This is a genomic window from Pontibacter aydingkolensis, assembly GCF_019443125.1.
GTDB lineage: Bacteria > Bacteroidota > Bacteroidia > Cytophagales > Hymenobacteraceae > Pontibacter > Pontibacter aydingkolensis.
Map to the genome: position 1 here is coordinate 171931 of NZ_JAHYXK010000009.1, position 19840 is coordinate 191770.

The following is a 19840-nucleotide window of genomic DNA, read 5'->3' on the forward strand; positions in this document are numbered from 1 at the left end:
GATTTGATACCTTTTTGCATACGGCAAATTGGACCAAAGCTATGATGAAACCAAATGCAAATTAGGAATGGGCTATTCCGTTTTGGAATACTGGCGTTTGATAAACCGGATGAAATTCTTGTAGAGTATATCATTTTCCGTGCCTTTGCGCTGTATAAAATGGAAGGCTCTTTTTATCTGCAGTCCTACAACCGGCACCTCAGTTAATTCTCCGGTTTCCAGCTCTTTGCGCACAGCAGGCTTCGGTAAAAAGGATAGACAGGTATCTGCCCGCACAAAGTTCTTCAATGCCTCTGTACCGCCTAGTCTAATTTTAACGGGTATGTCGTTTAGTTTGACCTGCTTTTTGTTTAGCGCATCTTCCAATGATTCTAATGTACCAGAGCCATGTTCGCGCAATGCAAGGGGCAAAGTATAGAGGTCTTTGAGTTGCAGCGTTTGCCCGGCCAACGGACTCTGTGAAGAGCAAACGGCAATTACCTCATCGGTAACAAAAGGGGTGTAGCTTACATTGCTCACCTTGTTTAATCCCTCAATTATACCCAGGTCGATCTCGTGCTCCAGCAGAGCTTTAAGTATGTTTTCGCTGTTACGGTTCTTCAGGGTTATCTGTACATTGGGGTGCTGCTGCAGGTAAGTAGAAAGCAATGGCGGCAGCACGTAAAGCGAAATGGTGGTGCTGGAACCTATCACCATGCGTACCTGCGGGTTAAAATCTGTACTAACGCTTTTAAACTCTTCGTACAGCTGGTGTTGCAGTTGTCGAGCAGAGAGTAGTTTCTGGTATAAAAGGCTTCCGGCAGGTGTTAGGCTTACCGTATTGCCATGTCGCTCAAACAGGCCAACTTTGTAATACTCCTCCAGGGCTTTTACGTGTTTGCTTATAGCAGACTGGCTGATGTACAGGCTCTGGCTGGCTTTTGTAAAGCTCAGTTCGCGGGCAACCTCAAAAAAGATATCATGGCGGTGTGATAGCATAGCGTAAAGTATGGCCAAAGTTTATACTACAAAACTACTTTACTAATGTAATAACAGTTTCTGGTAAAGCGGTATACTTCCACGATTTTAACCTGCTGGGGCTGCTGTTTGTGGTAACCTATACTTATTACAAACAAGGTAAAAGGCCTTTGCTCAAGTGCTTTTATGAAAACATCTGCCGGACAGCGGCGTACATTTATAGGAGTATATGCTAGTTGGCAGGTAAATTATTAATGAACTTAAAGTATAAAGATATGTCTGATAACAAAAATAAGAACAGCTCGCAGAAAGGAAACAAACCAGATAGTAACGCAAACGCTACGCATGTGCCTAAAGACGCAGCGAACACTGCAAACTATAAAGGTGCCGTAGATTTGGGCACCGATGGTACGAAGGCCACAGCCAGCCAGCAGCAAGGCCAGGGCGCCTGGAACGCTAAGAACAGAGATAACCGCAGCGGCACGGAAAGCGGCAGAGAGAAAACGGGCCAGGGAGGAGAGAACAATACCGGCGGTAACAAATAAAACCATAGCCTGAATAAAAGAATAGCCGCGGCTTCTCAATTTTAAGAGAAGCCGCGGCTATTTGTGCTTTAGATTATACTTTAGTCGTTAAAGTGATACAGGAAGGTAACAACCCCGTTAAAGGCTGGCTTTTTGTTGTCTTTAATTTCCATCACAACTTCTATCTGGGCTTTTGCAATGCCACGCAGGTTTTTAAGCGACAGCAGTTTAGCTCTTAAGCGAACAGCACCATCAACCAAAACCGGCTGGTTAAAACGAAGCTCTTCCATGCCATAGTTTACCTGCATTTTAAGGTTCTCTATGCTTATGATCTGAGACCACAGATAGGGCAGAAGCGATACTGTTAAATAGCCGTGTGCAATGGTGTTGCCAAACGGAGATTCAGTTTTTGCGCGTTCCTGGTCCAGGTGTATCCACTGGTGATCAAGCGTGGCATCTGCAAACTTCTGAATCTGCTCCTGAGTGATGATGTGGTAATCTGATACGCCAAGTTCTTCCCCTTCATACTTCGCAAAGTCGTCGAAGCTTGTGATGGTTAATTTGCTCATGTTATAGTTCGTTTGTTGTTTGTCTGGTATGCAGCAGCTAATGTATACTTTTAATCAAGTATAGGGTTTTAGCTATTTGTAAATATAAGTTCTTTTTGCTTTTGAGAAAGTGAAATAGGAAAAAGAGTTTGAGAGCCGTCTCACTTATGTCATTCCGGACTTAAGAAGAGATTAGCCTGGAATTCTTGAAAGAATACCCATTATAAATTAAAACATTAAACTAAACTTGAGCAAAATCAGAATTCAGCACGCTTTTGAAATAAACAAGCAAAAGTATAGCTACAATGGTAAATGCCTGAATTGGAAAAGCAACCAAATTACAGCTTCACCAGATTTTTCATCAACTGCTGTATCTGGCGTTCGTGATGATCGAAGTGGTCTTGAAGAAAGCTAAGTGTTTGGGTGATGGAAAGCGGGCCGACATACGGGTGTTTAAATAAGCATTTATCCATCAACTCCCCGGGAACCTCGTTTAACACATCTTCTAGCTTAAAGCGCGTGTCGTCCCAATGCTGGCGCATTTTATGGAGCATCACTGTATCAGGAACATCAGCCACTACAGCAGGGGCTTTATACTTGCGGCCGGAACGTAAGGCCAGTTTTAGCAGCAACGATTTAAAACTATGCGTAAAAGAGGATGTTACCAGGCTTTCCTTTTTCTGTAGTTTATTGGCTACGTAACCAGTCGTCAGTTTTTCTACTTCTATAAGGTGGTATATGATCTGGTTGATAGACCATTTACCTTCAGCAGGAGGTGTGTTCAGTATGTCATCGTCGAGGCCTTCTAACACGTCGAGTAAGCGGTTGCGAGACTTTTCCAGGTTAAGATACTTTATTTCAAGTCTGGGATTCATAAGTTCAATATGACTGTACGCTGCTGTGCTCATTCTGATAATAGATTACATACTACGGCTAAATCTAGCGATTTTTTTGATTAATACAACAAAGGGTGTCGTAATTTTTGATGTAACTATCTGATATGTAGTAGTATTAAAGAGTATAGTTTTTTGTATATAATTTGATTTGTTCAAATTTCTATTTCTAAATAAATAATTTGTGCTTTACTTTACATCCTGATTAATGTTACCATGAATAATAACGACCCAATTGGCCTTGCAGTATCAGAGTACCTGGCTGGAGAGAAAAAAGCTGAAATAACTGTAGAAAGCAATCTGGCCGAAGATGATTTTATACCAGTGCAGTACCTGTTCAGGGCTTTTTCGGAGATGCCGGAAATGGAGCAGATTGCCCTACAAACTAGTAAAGGAAAAGTGCTGGACATTGGCGCCGGAGCCGGTTGTCATGCCCTGGCCCTCCAAAAACTAGGCTACGAAGTTACTGCCCTGGATATTTCTCAAGGCGCTGCAGCGGTAATGCAGAAGCAAGGCGTTAAGCATGTTTTACATCAGGATATATTTGACGTTACCGGCAAGTATGATACCCTGCTGCTGCTGATGAACGGAATCGGCATAGCAGGTACACTGGATGGCCTGGATCGCTTTTTGCAACACGCCAAAACCCTGCTTAACCCTGGTGGCCAGATCTTACTGGAGTCGTCGGATATACTTTATATGTACGAAGATGAAGATGGCTCTGTACTGCTGGACCTGAATGCCGGTTATTACGGCGAGGTAAAGTATAACATGAAGTATAAAGAGCAGGAGAGTGGCTGGTTCGACTGGCTGTTCATAGACCCTGCCATACTGGAAGACTACGCCACCAAACACGGTTATACTTTTGAGGTGATGTACGAAGGCGATATGGGCAACTACCTGGCTAAGCTTAGCCTGCCCTAATTTAGGGAGCGTGTAAAATAGCTATACTTTTTAGTAGATTTAATAAAGTCAAAAAGTAATCAAATGGCCATAACCTCTTTTCCCTTTATTCCTTATCATCCCGCAAAGCTATCTGAAGCAGAAACCCAGGATAAAGCAGCAGCCTATTACAAGTTAATGGACAGCCGTCGTTCTGTGCGGGAGTTCTCGGATAAACGTGTTTCGCGTGAGGTAATCGAAAACCTGATACTTACAGCCTCTACGGCACCCTCAGGTGCCCACAAACAGCCCTGGACCTTTTGTGCTATTTCTGCCACTGCCCTTAAAAAGCAGATCCGTGAGGCAGCCGAAAAAGAAGAGTTTGAAAGCTACAACGGCCGCATGACCCCTGAGTGGCTCGAAGACCTGGCACCTTTGGGTACCGACTGGCAAAAACCGTTTCTGGAAGTAGCTCCCTGGCTTATCATCGTTTTTAAGAAGATCTATGATGTAAAAGAGGATGGCAGCAAGCGGAATAATTACTATGTGTCTGAGTCTGTGGGTATTGCCTGCGGCTTTCTGATCTCAGCCATACACCAGGCTGGTTTGGTAACGTTAACGCACACACCCAGCCCCATGAACTTCCTTACAAAGCTGCTGAACCGCCCCGCTAACGAACGGCCATACTTGTTGCTACCTGTAGGCTATGCGGCAGATAATGTGCTCGTGCCCGATCTTGAAAGAAAGCCGCTGCAAGAGGTGTCGGAATGGTATGAGTAGTTTTTTACCATACTAGGATTTACGCTACCTGATATCGTAAGCTGTTTAAGTACCGTATGAATAGGTTATCATGTGTAATGGCATGGGTCTGAAATAAAATTTTCTCAGCCTGCCAGATATTAAAGGATAATTTGAAACGTACATGAATAAGCGTATAGCCTCTACCTGGGATATTACCAAAAGGACCTTCAAAGAGTTTGTGGATGATAATCCACTTGATTATGCTGCGATTATTGGCTTTTATACCATTTTTTCCTTGCCTGCCATTCTTATCATCACTATCAGAATAGCTGGAGCGGCTTTTGGTCAGGATGCTGTTCAGGGAGAATTGGTACAGCAGATCGGAGGAATTGTAGGGCGTGGCAGCGCCTCTCAGATCCAAAGTATAATCGAGAATGCAAGTGTGTCTGAGTCCAGCACGATCGGGACCCTTGTAGGTGTAGCGACTATGATTTTTTCTGCTACTACAGTTTTTGTAGCCTTACAGGACTCGCTCAATGCCATGTGGGAAGTAAAAGCCAAGCCGGAAAAAGGGTGGCTTAAGCTGATCATAAACCGGGTGCTGTCGCTGGCTATGGTGATAAGTATGGGATTTCTGCTGCTGGTTTCGCTTTCGGTCGATGTGGTTCTGGGCATTTTATACCGCTATCTGAGTGAGCAATTTTCGGGGGTGGCAGTTTACTTTATTACAATTGGAAATATGCTTATCTCTATACTCATTAGCGCCACCATTTTTGCGGCTATTTACCGGGTACTGCCCGATGCCAAAATAAAGTGGAAGAACGTTTGGATTGGCGCTTTTGTAACAGCCATACTTTTTGTGCTGGGTAAGTATATCCTTAACATATATTTTCAGCACGACCCCTTGGCCGACACTTATGGCGCAGCTGGTTCGCTGGTTCTGATTCTTGTATGGGTATTTTATACTTCGATTATCTTCCTGTTTGGCGCAGAGTTTACACAAGTGTATTCCCGTGTGCACGATAGAGGCATACAACCCGACGATACAGCTGTTAAAGTAAAAAAGAAAGAAGTAGAGATGGACCCGGATACCGGGGAAATACAGGAGAAAGAAAAAGGAAAAGGCGACCCTTTATGAGAGTCGCCTTTCTTATCAGGATTTAAAGCAGGTTATGCTTTCTTGTACATTACTTGTTTAACAGCCTCAATTGTACGCTCAATATTTGGCAAAGAAGCCTCAATTAAAGTTGGTGCATAAGGAAGCGGCACATCGCGACAGGTTACACGCTTAACCGGAGCATCCATGTAATCAAACGCGTTGCTCTGTATGTGGTAAGCAAGTTCCGCAGAGATAGACGCCAGCGGCCAAGCCTCCTCAACAACTACCATGCGGTTAGTCTTTTTAACAGACTCTACCAGTGTTTTATAGTCGATAGGGCGAACCGTGCGCAAGTCAATAACTTCAGCGTTGATACCGTCTTTTGCCAGTTCTTCGGCAGCAGCCAGCACAACTTTCATCATCTTGCCAAACGAAACGATGGTTACGTCAGAACCTTCGCGCTTAATATCAGCAACGCCAATCGGGATCAGGTACTCTTCTTCAGGCACTTCACCTTTATCGCCATACATTTGCTCCGACTCCATGAAAATAACCGGGTCGTTGTCGCGGATGGCAGATTTCATCAGGCCTTTTGCATCGTAAGGGTTAGATGGCACCACTACTTTAAGACCCGGCGTGTTAGCATACCAGTTCTCGAAGTTCTGTGAGTGCTGCGAAGAAAGCATACCAGCGCTACCAGTAGGGCCACGGAAAACCATCGGGCAAGAGTACTGGCCACCAGACATCGACATCATTTTAGCAGCAGAGTTGATTACCTGGTCAATGGCTACTAAAGAGAAGTTGAATGTCATGAACTCGATGATAGGACGCAGGCCGTTCATGGATGCACCTACACCGATACCGGCAAAACCAAGCTCGGCAATAGGAGTGTCAATCACACGCTCCGGACCAAACTCGTCCAGCATGCCCTGGCTAACTTTGTAAGCCCCGTTATACTCAGCTACTTCTTCACCCATAAGAAACACGCTTTTATCGCGGCGCATTTCCTCTGACATAGCTTCACGAAGGGCTTCTCTAAACTGTATACTTCGCATATAAGATGTTTAATTCTCTGTTCAGAAGGTAAAATTAAGAGAAGTCTGTCAATTTACAATGTAACTGTAAGTTTTTAGCACCATGTGTTACCGTATAAGTGCGTCTTTGTAGGCTGCTTTGTCGCGGTAGGGCTTAAACTCCAGGTCGTTAATGGCTTTCTGGATATAGCTTTGATCGGCTCTTACAGCCCTACGAAGGTTCTCCTCAAGCATTTGCTCATTTTTTGTGCGGGCACCAATTATGGCCATACTATAATAAGCCAGTGCATCTTTGGGTTTTTGCTCCAGAGTTGTAGTATAAAATTTTTGAGCCCCTTCGTAGTTTTCTTTTAGCAAATAGCTTAAGCCCAGGTTCATGTTAGTCTGGTAGCTGTTTCCGGCATAGCGCAGGCTCTCAATGGCGTCGTCGTACTGGCCAATTTCTATCTCCAAAGCAGCTTTATCCGCAAAAATGCGCTGCAGTTCATCTTCTGAGCCGCCTAACTTAACAGCATAATCGTAGTACTGCAGGGCTTCTAAAAAATCGTTGCGTTGGTGGTAGGCGCTGGCAAGGCTGTAGTGTACTTTGGCAGTAGGGTTCCGGAAACCGGCAAAGGTAAGGTTATGAATGGCTTTGGCTAACAGTGCCTGCTTCGCCTTTGGCCTGTAGTCTTTTTGTGCCATCTCAGAGTATACCACACCCAGGTTATAATAAGCCGGCCACTTGTCCGTAGACTTTACTGCTGCCTCGTAAAACCGGCGCTTTTCGTCCAGCAAAGGTGTTAAGGTAGCGGCATGCTGCAGTTCTTCTTCTGTCAGTACGCTGGCCGGTACTTTTTCCTCGGCTATCTTTTTGGCCAGTAAGTATAACTCGTAATCTGCTTTGCGGTCGCGGTTATAGTTAAAAGTTACTTCGGCGGTGCGCATAATAGGGTACACATACTGCTGCAGGTAATCGTGTGCATTCGTAGCCTCCAGTGCCTTTACTTTTTCTTTGTCTGATTTTTCGGTGGCAAGTATAGTTAGCACTTCCTGCTTGTCTTTTTTAGGCAGTACCGATGCCTGTACTTTTTGTTGTAGCAGGTCGAGGTTATTTGGTTGGATTGCGGTTTCTATACTAACATTTTTGTTGCTGTAGTCGTTTGTCTGCAGTTGCTGGCGGTAATAATTCTCCAGCCCCCTGGCTCTTGCCTGTGCAATGCCGGTTCCTGTTTCGTCGGGGGCCTGGCCAGCGGTAATGGTTATACTTTGCGACTCTACGTTATCGGAAATATACTTGTCAAGCACCTCCAGGTTAGAACCTATATAATTGCGCAATTTGGCTTGGTTCTTCTCAAAATAAAAAGTAAGCGTTGCAGGTTTCCCGGCTTCCTCTTTGTAGTTATCAGGTATAAAATCGTAGGCATTGTTACGCACCAGCAGCAGGGGAGTGGTGTTCAGGCCAATGGCTATTTGTTTGGGCTCTGCATACTTTACATCGCCGGTTTTATTGTCGATGGCCATGCCCTGTACCATTAACCTGCCTTCCTCTTTTTTGGGTGCATGTGGGAAAGACATTTGCTTGGTGATAGTCGGGATGCTGCGCTCATAAATAAACTCTCCAAATTCAAAATTCAAAGAGCCTACGTCCTCACGCACCTGCTGGTCGTATTCATAATATAGATCCAGCTTGTAGCGCTGCTTGTCCTTTATAAGCTTTTGGGGTACCTGGCCTTTTATCTCGAAGGATACCAACTGGCCGCGGGCAACCAACGGACTTGGCTCAACGGTTATTTTTTGCTCTTTTTCTGCGATTTTTACCATCCGCGACAGGGTGCAACCTGAGGCAAACATTGTAATAAACAGAACAAAACAGAAGGGTGTTTTTCTATGAAATTGATAGTTTTGCATATCCCGAACTAAGCTTTAGTCGTAAACAAGTACATTACAATCATTTTTTATTCGTTGCAAGGGATACCTGTCGCAGCTTAAATTATTTTGACAATAGTATAAATTGCGATAATTTTATATCCTAATTACCTTAAAATCTAATGAGACGGCTACAGTACTTTATCGAATCGCAGGCATTTGGTGTGTGTACGATGCTGGGTGAAAAACTTGGCTTTGCTACCAGCAGCATCCGCCTAACCTTCATCTATGTTTCATTTCTTACCATGGGTTCACCGGTGCTTATTTACCTGATGCTGGCCTTTTGGATGAATATCAGCAAGCATCTTCGCCGTGAGCGCAGCACCGTTTGGGACTTATAGATCTCTGATGGTACGTTTTTGGCGCACAAAGTATTCCCACACAACACTGCCTTTGTAAACGCCCGGTTGCGCCAGGAAATTGCCTTTATGGTAGTGTGCCTTTCGCTGCCTCCCCCAGTAACCGCTGTTTCGCAATAAATTAGCGTGGGCATCTAAAACTGCCCTGGCATCCCTTGTTTGCCCGGCAAGCAACATTCTGAAAGCCGCTATCCAATCAAGTATTACACGCAGTGCAAGCGTAGGAATAAGCTCATTGGCAGGTAAATTCTTATACAAAAGGGCAAAGCCGTTACGGAAATTAAGGAAAGTTTTGCGCGGGTTAGATTTGTGCAAAGTGCCGCCACCCACATGATATACTTTGCTGTGGCCGTTGTACATTACTTTGTAACCGGTATTTTGGGCGCGCCAGCAAAAGTCAATTTCTTCCATGTGCGCAAAAAAGGCTGGCTCCAGACCTCCCAGGCCATGGAAAACATTAGCCCGAACAAACATGCAGGCCCCGGTTGCCCAGAAAATCTCCTGCACATCGTTATACTGCCCTTTGTCTTCTTCCAGTGTCTCAAAAAGTCGGCCACGGCAAAAAGGGTAGCCCAATGTATCAATCATGCCACCGCCGGCTCCGGCATATTCAAAAAATTCAGGGTGTTGCTCCGATAAGATCTTAGGCTGGCAAACAGCAATGTTCTCATCCGCTTCCATCAGCTCAAGTATAGGAAGCGTCCAGCCTTCGGGCACATGCACATCAGAGTTTAGCAATACGTAATATTTCGCCTCTACCTGCCGCAGTGCCTTATTATAACCTTCACAAAAGCCATAATTCTGGTCCAGGAGTATAAGCCTTACCTGCGGGAAATGCTCCTGCAAAAAAGCAACAGAGCCATCAGTGGAGGCATTGTCGGCTACGATTACTTCGCAATTGCCGCTATGCGCCACCACCGATGGCAGATACTGTTGTAAAAACCGCAGTCCGTTCCAGTTCAGGATAACTACGGCCGTATGAGCCGGATTATAAGCCAAAGTTGCCTAAGTCTAAGCCTGGGATATTGGGTAATAAACCTTCGGTACTTTTTTTCATTTCTTCCTGTGCGCGCTCTCCGGCAGTAAGCATGGCATTGTTCACAGCTGCCACCACCAGGTCGTTTACCATATCCTGATCGTTTTGATTAAGTATAGATGGGTCGATCTCAATCTTTAACAGTTTGCGCTGGCCATTTACAGTTGCCTTAACAAGACCTGCCCCAGACTCTGCCGTTACAGTTATATCTTTCAGTTTTTCCTGTGCCTCTTTCATTTTGGCCTGGACCTCTTTCATCTTGCCCATCATGCCGAACATATCAAACATAGTTTCTTCTTTTAGATGTAGGAATTACGCAGTGCTTATGCAAATGCGCATAGGTGCAAATATACAAGCATTATACTTACAATGCTTAATGTATAATTATCAACAATTAATATGAAGCAGCCATAAAGTATAATTCTGTTTATGTGTTCAATATTTATTTGCCATTAAAAAGTATGATTATACCTGCTATAATATAAGGTTAACCAAATGGCATGGATGAAAATAAGCAGCATCAGTATAATCATAGATAGAGCCCTACATGTTTTTAATTGATTCTTTCTTGTTAAAAGAAGCCCCTCCATTACCCTTATTGTGCTAAGGTGTGTTCCTTAGAGTGCTTCCTGGTTCTTGTGAGATGTTCTTTTTTATATAGAGCACCAATTCATTTCCTAATTTCTATCCCTATGAAAACAACTTTATTTATTAAACCCGGCCTGAAGTGGCTGAGTCTGGCATTGTTTTACATGTTGATTGCTTTTTTAGCCTCAGCACAAACTGTAAAAGAAGAGTGGGCGCGAAGGTACGCTGGCGAGGGCCCAAGTAGCACAGAGTTTCAGGCTTCCGTTATTGATGATCAAGGGAATGTATACCTAACGGGAAACAGTAAAGGTACTATACTTACTGTAAATTACTCTCCGGAAGGAGAAGTACTATGGTCTCATGAGGTCGCCGACTTTAACGGAACTGTACGTGCAATCGTGTTAGACAGCTCCGGAGATGCGTACATAACAGGTAATGGCTCTCAGATTAGAACATTTAAATTGAGTGGGGCTAACGGAAACATACTTTGGGAGTCAACATATCTGGGTACTGCTGAGGTCTTCGATATTGCTGTAGACAATGCAGGAAGTGTATATATTATAGGCTCTGTAGACAGGGATCTTCAAAGTGAAAATTACCTGACTGTCAGATATAATGCATCAGATGGTATGCAGGTTTGGGAAGCAGAATACAACGGCCCTGTAAACGAAACGGATGTAGCTCATACGATAACTACTGATAACCAAGGTGGAGTTTACGTTACAGGGTCCAGTGTTGAAAGAATACAGCCAGCCGACAGGGCAATGCCTGCAATACCTGAACAGTGGGTTGTTACAGTAAAGTATAATGCTGCAAACGGAGAACGACTCTGGACATCAAAAGAAGCAGGCCAGGGAGATTCCAAATCCATAGGTTATGATATCGCCCACGACGGAATGGGGGGAGTGTATATAACAGGTGTACGCTTTAATTCTTTTATAACTGCTAAGTATGATGCTGCTACAGGGCAACGGGTCTGGCTCAGTGAAATCGACGGTGTTGCCTCCGAGGAGCCAAACCAGCTTGTGCTTGATGGCGATGATAATGTTTACGTGTTGAGTACTCTTTATGAAATAGAAGGAGGACAGATTATAAGCTATACTTCTACAACTACTAAGTACAGTTCATCTACTGGTGATTTATTGTGGGAAAGCCGGTACCAGGCTGATGCAGGTAGGTTTTTATCTGCTCAATCTATAGCAATAGGTACATCTGATGATATATATGTAACAGGGATTGACCGAAAACAATTTACGGCATACAGTTTTGTAACGATCCGTTATAATGCCGATAATGGTGATACAGATTGGGTTAGCAGATATAATGCCTTGAGCGACAATTTTGTAAACAAAAGCGCAGTGTTAACTGATGGAAAGGGCAATTTGTATCTGGTTACTTCTAATTATAAGCCCTCCACTTTTATCCAGGATTTTCTTATTGTAAAGTATGAACCTGAAAATGGCCAGGAATCCTGGGTAAGGAGTTATGGAAGCAGTACCGCTGCAAGTGACCTGGCTCAGAAAATAATAGTTGATAACGCCGGTAACAGCTATGTTTCTGGATTTAGTGCTGTGCAAGGTGGCTTATCTCAGATTGTTACTATAAAATATTCCCCGTCCGGAGAGCTGCTGTGGGTGGCAAAGTATAGCACAGAACTACCTAGAGATGCACAAACCGATGTAGCTTATGCAAACGGTAGCGTTTTTGTGATCGCATCCTTGAGCGGAAAATCTTTTCTGGTTCACTATAACGCAGCTACAGGCATGGAAACTTGGGTAAAGCAACATGAAACAGAAGACAACCGAAATGTGAGATTGGTTGCGCTAAGTACCGGTAAGGAGGGAGATGTTTTTGTAACCGGATACAGTTATATTATCGGTTCGGCAAACGAAAATTATTTAACAGCGCGGTATGATGCATCAACTGGTAACAAAGTATGGGAAAGCACCTTTGACTTTGATAACGACAATGACCAAGCCAGTGCTATTGCAGTCGATGCTGATGGAGGGGTGTATGTAACAGGTTTTAGCTGGGGCCCAGGTACTACCATACGTTATGCCACCTTACGCTACGATGCGACTTCAGGCGACCAAAAATGGGTAGCTCGATACAGTGGGAGTAGTACAGGCTATTCTAGAGCAAGTGCTATTGCCGTAGATAATAAGGGTGGCGTGTATGTAACTGGTACAGTTCAGCTTTCAGAGAGTTTCCCATCCGAATGGGATTACGGCACTGTGCGTTATGATGCCGCAACTGGTACACAAACATGGGCCACACACTATCATGTGCCCGGGTTCGAAAGTCATGCCACAGCAATAGCAGTTGATACTAACGGAGGAGTTTATGTTACAGGATGGAGTAATAAAAATGAATTTGACCTTTCAAGTTCTGATTATGCTACTGTCAGGTACGAAGCTACTACAGGCGATCTAACTTGGGTAACACGTTATGATGGACCTGCTGAGATGGAAGATCACGCCTCAGCGATTTCAGTTGACAATGCCGGAGGAGTATACGTGACTGGTTGGAGCCAGGTAAGCGAGGATAACTTTGATTATGCCACAATACGGTACAATGCATTCAATGGTCAGCAGGTATGGTTGATACGATACAGTGGAGAAGCTAACTCCACAGATCTGGCAAATGATTTAGCAGTAAATTCTGAGGGCAGTGTTTTTGTAACCGGAACGTCTCAAAACCAAAATCGCAATTTCGATTTCCTCACCATTAAGTACAGCCAGGAGGGGGAGACGCCATGCAACATCCCGGTGCAGGCGCGTTTGTACCTGCCGCCGGTTGCCAAGCGCGTGGGCTGGCAGGTGCGCACCACGGCAGACTTCCGCCCCTACATCCTGGGCGCTGACCACGGCGTGCGCTGGAGCTGGGGCGACGGCAGCGCCTCCACTGTCTCCTACACGGCCCCTGGCACCTCGCGCATCACCGGCGAGCACACCTACCTCTCGGCGGGCATCTACCAGATAGGCCTGGACTTTTCACAGAGCTGCCTGCGGCCGGTCAACCAGGGCTACGAGCAGTGGATGCCTATCTTTGATCCCGAGGCGGGCTTCGTGACGGGGGCTGGGCAGACGGAGGGCATCCGCTTCAACCTCAACGTGCGCTACAGCGGTCGGTTCGCCACCGAGCCGCAGGGCAGCCTGCAGCTGGACATCGGTAACCTGGGCAGGCTCCGCAGCAACCAACTCGAGTGGCTGGTGGTGACCGGCGACAGGGCCGCCTGGAAGGGAGAGGGCACACTGGATGGCAGGGGCCGCTACGGCTTCACCGTCTCGGTGACGGACGCCGGCAGCCCGTCAGCTGACGACTCTGGCGACAGGCTCCGGGTACGCATCTGGGACCTGGGGCGCTACAACAGAGTGGTCTACGACAACGGAACCGGGGAAATACTTGATCTAGGCAACCAGGGCCCAATGATCCAGCGGGGCAACATCGTCATCCACAGGCAGGGCAACGCCAGCATGGCGGCCAGGGGCAGCAGCAACGCCCAGGCGGCGGACGCAGGTCAGCAGTTGATGGCTTACCCCAATACCTTCTCCGAGCGCACCCTCATCTCTTTCTCTCTTGAACAGGGTCAGGCTTACACGTTGGAGGTCTACGATACCAGGGGCAGGCTGGTAAAGCAGCTTGCAAGAGGCAATGCCAAAGCCGGCAATACCTATGAGTACGAGCTAAGCGGGCAGGGCCTCAATGAGGGACTCTACATTGCCAGGCTCGTCACCGGTTCAGACTCCCAAAGTATAAAGGTGCTATTAAAGCGATAGTGGGTGTTTGGTGTAGTAAAAGAGGGAGCTGCCAGGCTCCCTCTTTTGTGTTTATTAGGTTATAACTGTTTATCTAAGCAATGTAACTGTGCCTGTTCTGCGTTTTGTAGTTCCAAAATTAGTTTTAACTGTAACCTCATAGGCATACGCACCCGCTGGTAACTGTTTGCCCTGGTAGGTGCCGTCCCAGTTCGTATTCCCATCCGATTGAAAAACCACATTGCCCAGGCTGTTGTATACTTTTAAAGTATAGGTTTGAATAAAGCGGCCTTTAATTTCCAGCACATCATTTAAACCATCACCATTAGGTGTAAAAGCGCTGGGAATGTATAGCTGGAGGTCCTGCTCGATCTGTTCTATGTTTGAGTAAGTAACCTCTGTACCCTGGTTTGATGAAGCTTTAATGCGGTAGCGCAGCAGCTGCACTTCGTTGCTAAGCACTCTGTCGGTATAGGTTGTGCCGGTAGCTGCATAGCTGGTAAGCAATGCGCCACCAGCATCCAGTACTTCAACAGTATACTGCCATACACCACCCGGAAAGCCGGTGTAAGGTGTCCAGGATAGTTGCACCGAACCCTCACCATCCCGTTTAGCAGTTAGAATTATTGGGCAGGCAATGTTGCTTACAGGTGATGTATTGTTACATGGGTCTGTAAAAGTTGCGCGGTAGCATATTGGGTTCAAGCTGGGGATGGCATCGGTATACTGTGGTTGGGTTACACTCGCCAGGTTCTGGTAAGCGGCTCCGTTTATACTTCGCTGTATGTCGATTTTCTGAGCCAGCTTATTTTGGGGCAGGTTTATACTTAGCTCTACCTGGTTGTTTAAGTTAAATGAAGCCAGCACATAAGGTGCATTAGGTATAACTGTAGAGGTAGCCCGTATACTTTGTGCAGCAGAAGTAGAAGTGCTGCCATCCGGCCCTACGCCTTTAATAAAGTATGTATAGGTTTGCCCACAGCTAAGATCCTCGTCTGTAAAGGTAAAAGTGTTACTGTTTAAAGTAGTGATTCGGGTGTTGTTTCGGTAAATTTCATATTGGGACGCTCCGGGAAAAGCCTGCCATTTAAGTGATGCCTGCTCATTACCCGGCGCTACTTCCAAGGCAATGGAACTGATAATATTGGAGTTGCTTATTCCTGTTACACTGCTACATTCGTCCGTGATCCTTACCAGGTACCATACTCCTTCAGCTGTGTTTACATTCCGCAACGTATGGCTGATGCTGTTTTGCGTTACATTCCGGATGGTGTCTATCTTCTGGAAGTTAGTTCTGGGGTCTTGCCAGCGCTCAATAATGTATAAGTAGCCAGGCTGCAAATCCCGGATGTCGAGCCATACTTCACCGGCGGTACCTTGCTGGGTTATAGCCAGATTCTGGAGGTAGGGAAGCTTAAATGGCGGCAGTGTGGTAATTTGCTTGGTGCTGGTTGCGCTGCAGGTGGAGCCGGTAAACGTGCCGGAAACAGTTATGGTAAATGTGCCGGAGGTAGTATAATTGTGTGTTACAGTAGCTTTTGGCTGTGCTGCCTGGCTAGTGCCATCTCCAAAATTTATAGTATAGCTATCGTACGTATCATCAGTAATTGTCATAGATACTGCATTGTTGGCGCAGGCTGTTGCCGTAAATTCCGGAGTTGTATCAGCAGCTTTAACCGTGTAAGTTTTCTCGAAAAACTGTGTCAGACCTCCGTCTTTTTTATTGATAATCTGTGTGACGATGTAGGTGCCAGGCGTTTTATACTCTGTAGGTTGTTCACCGGTTAGTACGTTTGTCTGTATGCTGAACTTTTCTGGCCCGGGATAATAAAAGATGACCGTATTGGGGTCTGGGGGGGCGCAGTCGCGAAAGAAAACCGGTTTATTTGCACAAATAACATCCACTACCTGCCCATCCTGAATAGCCTGAAAGCAACCTGTCTGCGACCAGGAAACTGTTGCCAGCAGGAGAAGCCATATAGTTAGCAGGAACTTCAAGTTATACTTTGCAGATGATCAACTAAATTTATTTAAATAATGAGTAGAAATGAAGTTTATTGTACTCAAACAAAAAAAAGACCTTGCTTTAGCTATACTTTAAACAAGGCCCTTTTGATGTTGTTTTATTCGTTACCTGGAATTTATACTTTATACTTTCTCAGGAAGTCTATACTTTGGATGATATCGTTGTGCAGCACCCTGTCTGTGGCTACAAACGGAACCGCTACCCGAAAGTCCTCTAAAAGCTGCTCTAACACAGGAGAGGTTTTGCCTGGTCTTCTGAACGCAATAGCCTGGGCCGCATTCATTATCTCAATAGCTAGAATACGCTCTAAATTGTGTACAACCTGGTACAGCTTTGTAGCAGCATTGGCACCCATACTTACGTGGTCTTCCTGATTGTGCGACGATGGGATGGAGTCGATGGAGGCTGGTGTGCAGAGTTGCTTGCTCTGGCTTACGATAGAAGCCGCTGTGTACTGGCTTATCATAAAGCCGGAGTTCAGGCCAGGCTCTGCCACTAGAAAGGCCGGCAACTCTCTTTGCCCTGAAATAAGCTGGTACGTTCTGCGTTCAGAAATACTACCCAGTTCTGCCAGGGCAATGGCCAGAAAATCCAGTGCCAGTGCCAGTGGCTGTCCATGAAAATTGCCTCCGGATATAATCTCATCCTCATCCGGGAAAATATTCGGGTTATCTGTAACGGCATTGATCTCTGTCAGGAACACCTGCTCGGCATAGGCAATGGCATCTTTGGAGGCCCCGTGCACCTGCGGTATGCAACGGAAAGAGTATGGGTCCTGCACATGCTGCTTCTCTCTTGAAATCAACTCGCTGCCATCCAACAGTTTTCTGAAATTGGCAGCGGTTTCCAGTTGCCCTTTGTGCGGCCTGATACGGTGAATCAGCTCATTGAAAGGCTCTATTCTGCCATCAAAACCATCCAGTGATAAAGCGCCTACTACATCTGCCTGCCTGGACAACCGCTTTGCCATTAACAGCACATATACACCATAAGCTGCCATAAATTGCGTACCGTTAAGCAATGCAAGCCCTTCTTTGGCTTTTAGTGCAATAGGCTCCCAGCTAAACATTTCCAGCACATGCTCACTAGCCAGTTTATACCCCTGAAAGTTTACCTCCCCCATACCAATTAGCGGCAGGCAAAGGTGGGCAAGAGGAGCCAGGTCGCCGCTGGCACCCAAAGACCCCTGCTGGTATACTACCGGGTAGATATCACGATTGTAAAAATCAACCAGCCGCTTAACAGTTTGCAGTTGCACACCGCTGTGGCCATACGCAAGTGATTGTATCTTGAGCAAAAGCATCAGCTTTACTACCCCGGCAGGTACCTCAGGGCCGGTGCCACATGCATGCGACATCATCAGGTTACGCTGCAACTGCTCCAGGTCGGCGGTAGAGATCTTTTTGCTGTACAGAGACCCGAAACCGGTATTGATCCCGTAAATACTGCGATCAGAGTCTTTTATCTTCTGGTGCAGGTAGTTAAAGCATTTGGTAATCCGCTTTTCTGCATCCTCTGAAAGTGCTAGCGTATACTTTTCGCTGATGATTGTCTCAATCGTCTCCAGGCTAAGGTGCTCGCCGGAGATGTAATGCACATGGCCCATTCCGTTATTTTAATTTTTAAGAACACTGATGATTTCTTCGATGGTCAGGTCCTGCTGCTCACCTTGTTGCATGTTGCGTAGCTTCAGTTTGCCTGTGGCAATTTCCTCTGAGCCGATAAGTATAACATAAGGGATGTTTTTCTGGTCAGCGTATCCCATCTGCTTTTTCAGTTTGGCCGGTTCAGGGTATAGTTCTGAGGCAATACCTGCATTACGTAACTGCTGAAGTATAGGCAATGCATGCATTTCAGACTCTTTATCGAACTGCACGAGCAGTACTTTTGTGCCAACCTGGCTACTGTCGGGGAAAAGCTGAAGCTCCTCCAGTACATCGTATATACGGTCTACACCAAACGAGAAGCCTACACCCGATATACCCGGCATACCGAACATGCCTGTAAGGTTATCGTAACGGCCACCACCGCTGATGCTGCCCATACTTACATTGTTTACCTTTACCTCAAAAATACAGCCGGTGTAGTAGGAGAGGCCCCTTGCCAGTGTCACATCCAGCATCAACCTTGGGTTACCGGAATCATTGGTGGCTGTGAGCGCCTGGCTTTTTAATGCAGATAAGTACTGCCATACTTCGTGCAGGTCTTTCAGGCCGCGCGCACCTTCAGTAGTTTCGCCAAGTATACTTTGCAGTTGATCCAGAATCTGCTCGTTGTTGCCCTCTAAAGTATAAAGTGGTTCCAGCTTAGATACAGCCTCCTCCGAAATGCCTCTCTCAATTAACTCCTTCCGAACGCCTTCTTTTCCGATCTTATCCAGTTTATCAATTGCCACGCAAATGTCACCCTCTCTACCTTTTTCGCCAATGGCTTCTGCGATGCCGGAAAGTATGCCTCTGTGGTTTATTTTGATGGTAAAGTCGGTAAGGCCAAGCATTGTCAGCACTTCGTTTATCATTTGAACGATCTCGGCTTCGCACAGCAAAGAGTTAGTGCCCACCACATCGGCATCGCACTGGTAAAACTCACGATAACGGCCTCTCTGCGGACGATCTGCTCTCCAGACAGGCTGTATCTGGTAGCGCTTGAACGGGAACGTGATCTCGTTGCGATTCATCACCACAAAGCGGGCAAATGGCACCGTTAAATCATATCGGAGGCCTTTTTCCGATACTTTGCGGGTAAGGTGCTTATGGCCCTGCTCAATGTCCTCAGTTCTGGTTTTAGACATAAAGTCGCCGGAGTTGAGAATCTTGAAAAGCAACTGGTCGCCTTCGTCGCCATACTTGCCTGTAAGTACAGACAACTGCTCCATAGCGGGTGTTTCGAGTGGCAGGTAGCCAAACTTCTCAAACGTACGCTTAATAATATTAAAAATATAGTTTCTTTTGACCACTACGGCAGGGCCAAAATCGCGGGTTCCTTTAGGGATAGATGGTTTCTCTTTGCTCATACTTCTGCAAGTTTGCCGGCGAAGTTACTAAAAGCTGGGGAAAAGGGGAGGGGGATCTAAATCTTATTCCTTGTTTTATCGAACACTACCTGATTTCAGGTATGGATTCTTGTCTTATATACTCTTTGATTTACTTGATAATGGATATGGTAACATTAAAAACGGAATAGGCTATACTAAGTGTATGGCTATCTTGTAAACTTGGTTGGATAAGAAATATTTACACAAAATTTCTTACTTGAAGTGTACTTATATAGCATATGCCCTATATTACTTAAATTGCTATAGGAAAAGCTTGCATATAGGGATATCCATACATAAATCTGAGTTAAAATTCGTTATAATAATTACTTAACTCAAGTTGCGTGATAGTACACGCGGTTTAACACAAAAAATCTGTTCTGCCAGCGGCTGTTGTACGTTTTAAAGTTTGCAGACTTAATTCGTAACAGCCATGACAGAACAGACCATTAC

At 45.7% G+C, this 19840-nt stretch carries 16 protein-coding genes; 6 read left to right on the forward strand and 10 right to left on the reverse strand.

The genetic code is table 11. From position 1 onward, the window contains the following. Positions 1 to 72 precede the first annotated feature (72 nt). Positions 73 to 996 (reverse strand): LysR family transcriptional regulator, encoded by a 924-nt coding sequence (locus K0O23_RS12580; protein WP_246597079.1) that lies wholly within the window; start codon positions 994 to 996, stop codon positions 73 to 75. A 236-nt stretch (positions 997 to 1232) separates the two neighbouring features. Between K0O23_RS12580 and K0O23_RS12585 the strand changes: the two genes are divergently transcribed. Further along, positions 1233 to 1502 (forward strand): hypothetical protein, encoded by a 270-nt coding sequence (locus K0O23_RS12585; protein ID WP_219877774.1) that lies wholly within the window; start codon positions 1233 to 1235, stop codon positions 1500 to 1502. Positions 1503 to 1582: 80 nt separating this feature from the next. Here K0O23_RS12585 and K0O23_RS12590 read toward each other — a convergent pair whose 3' ends face one another. Both K0O23_RS12590 and K0O23_RS12595 read right to left on the reverse strand, forming a co-directional pair. Continuing rightward, the gene (locus K0O23_RS12590; protein ID WP_219877775.1) at positions 1583 to 2050 is read right to left on the reverse strand and encodes a MaoC family dehydratase; all 468 of its coding nucleotides are present in this window, start codon (positions 2048 to 2050) and stop codon (positions 1583 to 1585) included. A 317-nt stretch (positions 2051 to 2367) separates the two neighbouring features. Beyond that, on the reverse strand, positions 2368 to 2904 hold the full coding sequence (locus K0O23_RS12595; RefSeq protein WP_219877776.1) for a DinB family protein: 537 nt from the start codon (positions 2902 to 2904) through the stop codon (positions 2368 to 2370). 234 nt (positions 2905 to 3138) lie between these two features. Between K0O23_RS12595 and K0O23_RS12600 the strand changes: the two genes are divergently transcribed. From K0O23_RS12600 to K0O23_RS12610, 3 genes are all read left to right on the forward strand, one after another. Continuing rightward, on the forward strand, positions 3139 to 3846 hold the full coding sequence (locus tag K0O23_RS12600; protein ID WP_219877777.1) for a class I SAM-dependent methyltransferase: 708 nt from the start codon (positions 3139 to 3141) through the stop codon (positions 3844 to 3846). A gap of 63 nt (positions 3847 to 3909) precedes the next feature. Continuing rightward, positions 3910 to 4584 carry a nitroreductase family protein gene (locus K0O23_RS12605; RefSeq protein WP_219877778.1) on the forward strand — a complete coding sequence of 225 codons (675 nt, stop codon included), beginning with the start codon at positions 3910 to 3912 and terminating at the stop codon, positions 4582 to 4584. 142 nt (positions 4585 to 4726) lie between these two features. Further along, on the forward strand, positions 4727 to 5683 hold the full coding sequence (locus tag K0O23_RS12610) for a YihY/virulence factor BrkB family protein (RefSeq protein WP_219877779.1): 957 nt from the start codon (positions 4727 to 4729) through the stop codon (positions 5681 to 5683). A gap of 32 nt (positions 5684 to 5715) precedes the next feature. Here K0O23_RS12610 and K0O23_RS12615 read toward each other — a convergent pair whose 3' ends face one another. Together K0O23_RS12615 and K0O23_RS12620 are read right to left on the reverse strand one after the other, a co-directional pair. Further along, positions 5716 to 6699, reverse strand: coding sequence for a pyruvate dehydrogenase complex E1 component subunit beta (locus tag K0O23_RS12615; RefSeq protein WP_219877780.1), 984 nt, complete (start codon positions 6697 to 6699; stop codon positions 5716 to 5718). 87 nt (positions 6700 to 6786) lie between these two features. After that, a complete protein-coding gene (locus K0O23_RS12620; protein WP_219877781.1) occupies positions 6787 to 8481 on the reverse strand; it encodes a tetratricopeptide repeat protein in 1695 nt (564 codons plus the stop codon). A gap of 227 nt (positions 8482 to 8708) precedes the next feature. Here K0O23_RS12620 and K0O23_RS12625 point away from each other — a divergent pair, with 227 nt between their 5' ends. Next, entirely contained in the window at positions 8709 to 8927 is a 219-nt protein-coding gene (locus K0O23_RS12625) for a PspC domain-containing protein (RefSeq protein WP_219877782.1), read from the forward strand. Here the strand turns inward: K0O23_RS12625 and K0O23_RS12630 are convergent. Further along, the gene (locus K0O23_RS12630; RefSeq protein WP_219877783.1) at positions 8922 to 9944 is read right to left on the reverse strand and encodes a glycosyltransferase family 2 protein; all 1023 of its coding nucleotides are present in this window, start codon (positions 9942 to 9944) and stop codon (positions 8922 to 8924) included. The genes K0O23_RS12625 and K0O23_RS12630 overlap by 6 nt on opposite strands. Beyond that, positions 9934 to 10269: a YbaB/EbfC family nucleoid-associated protein gene (locus K0O23_RS12635; protein ID WP_219877784.1), complete on the reverse strand. Its 336-nt coding sequence runs from the start codon at positions 10267 to 10269 to the stop codon at positions 9934 to 9936. Before K0O23_RS12635 ends, K0O23_RS12630 begins: the two co-directional genes overlap by 11 nt. 404 nt (positions 10270 to 10673) lie before the next feature. On the opposite strand from K0O23_RS12635, the gene K0O23_RS12640 reads away from it, so the two are divergent. Beyond that, a complete protein-coding gene (locus K0O23_RS12640; protein ID WP_219877785.1) occupies positions 10674 to 14348 on the forward strand; it encodes an SBBP repeat-containing protein in 3675 nt (1224 codons plus the stop codon). Between the two features lie 69 nt (positions 14349 to 14417). Here the strand turns inward: K0O23_RS12640 and K0O23_RS12645 are convergent, their stop codons facing one another. From K0O23_RS12645 to hisS, 3 genes are all read right to left on the reverse strand, one after another. After that, positions 14418 to 16325: a T9SS type B sorting domain-containing protein gene (locus K0O23_RS12645; RefSeq protein ID WP_219877786.1), complete on the reverse strand. Its 1908-nt coding sequence runs from the start codon at positions 16323 to 16325 to the stop codon at positions 14418 to 14420. A 143-nt stretch (positions 16326 to 16468) separates the two neighbouring features. Beyond that, entirely contained in the window at positions 16469 to 17959 is a 1491-nt protein-coding gene (gene hutH, locus K0O23_RS12650) for a histidine ammonia-lyase (protein WP_219877787.1), read from the reverse strand. 9 nt (positions 17960 to 17968) lie between these two features. Beyond that, positions 17969 to 19366 (reverse strand): histidine--tRNA ligase, encoded by a 1398-nt coding sequence (gene hisS / locus K0O23_RS12655; protein ID WP_219877788.1) that lies wholly within the window; start codon positions 19364 to 19366, stop codon positions 17969 to 17971. Positions 19367 to 19840 lie beyond the last annotated feature (474 nt).

What these genes read in the sequence shown, in the direction of transcription:
- K0O23_RS12620 (WP_219877781.1), bottom strand. Translation starts at nt 8,481, where the DNA reads ATGGTAAAAATCGCAGAAAAAGAGCAAAAAATAACCGTTGAGCCAAGT.
- K0O23_RS12600 (WP_219877777.1), top strand. Translation starts at nt 3,139, where the DNA reads ATGAATAATAACGACCCAATTGGCCTTGCAGTATCAGAGTACCTGGCT.
- K0O23_RS12605 (WP_219877778.1), top strand. Translation starts at nt 3,910, where the DNA reads ATGGCCATAACCTCTTTTCCCTTTATTCCTTATCATCCCGCAAAGCTA.
- K0O23_RS12635 (WP_219877784.1), bottom strand. Translation starts at nt 10,269, where the DNA reads ATGTTTGATATGTTCGGCATGATGGGCAAGATGAAAGAGGTCCAGGCC.
- K0O23_RS12615 (WP_219877780.1), bottom strand. Translation starts at nt 6,699, where the DNA reads ATGCGAAGTATACAGTTTAGAGAAGCCCTTCGTGAAGCTATGTCAGAG.
- K0O23_RS12595 (WP_219877776.1), bottom strand. Translation starts at nt 2,904, where the DNA reads ATGAATCCCAGACTTGAAATAAAGTATCTTAACCTGGAAAAGTCTCGC.
- K0O23_RS12585 (WP_219877774.1), top strand. Translation starts at nt 1,233, where the DNA reads ATGTCTGATAACAAAAATAAGAACAGCTCGCAGAAAGGAAACAAACCA.
- K0O23_RS12590 (WP_219877775.1), bottom strand. Translation starts at nt 2,050, where the DNA reads ATGAGCAAATTAACCATCACAAGCTTCGACGACTTTGCGAAGTATGAA.
- K0O23_RS12640 (WP_219877785.1), top strand. Translation starts at nt 10,674, where the DNA reads ATGAAAACAACTTTATTTATTAAACCCGGCCTGAAGTGGCTGAGTCTG.
- hisS (WP_219877788.1), bottom strand. Translation starts at nt 19,366, where the DNA reads ATGAGCAAAGAGAAACCATCTATCCCTAAAGGAACCCGCGATTTTGGC.
- hutH (WP_219877787.1), bottom strand. Translation starts at nt 17,959, where the DNA reads ATGGGCCATGTGCATTACATCTCCGGCGAGCACCTTAGCCTGGAGACG.
- K0O23_RS12610 (WP_219877779.1), top strand. Translation starts at nt 4,727, where the DNA reads ATGAATAAGCGTATAGCCTCTACCTGGGATATTACCAAAAGGACCTTC.
- K0O23_RS12625 (WP_219877782.1), top strand. Translation starts at nt 8,709, where the DNA reads ATGAGACGGCTACAGTACTTTATCGAATCGCAGGCATTTGGTGTGTGT.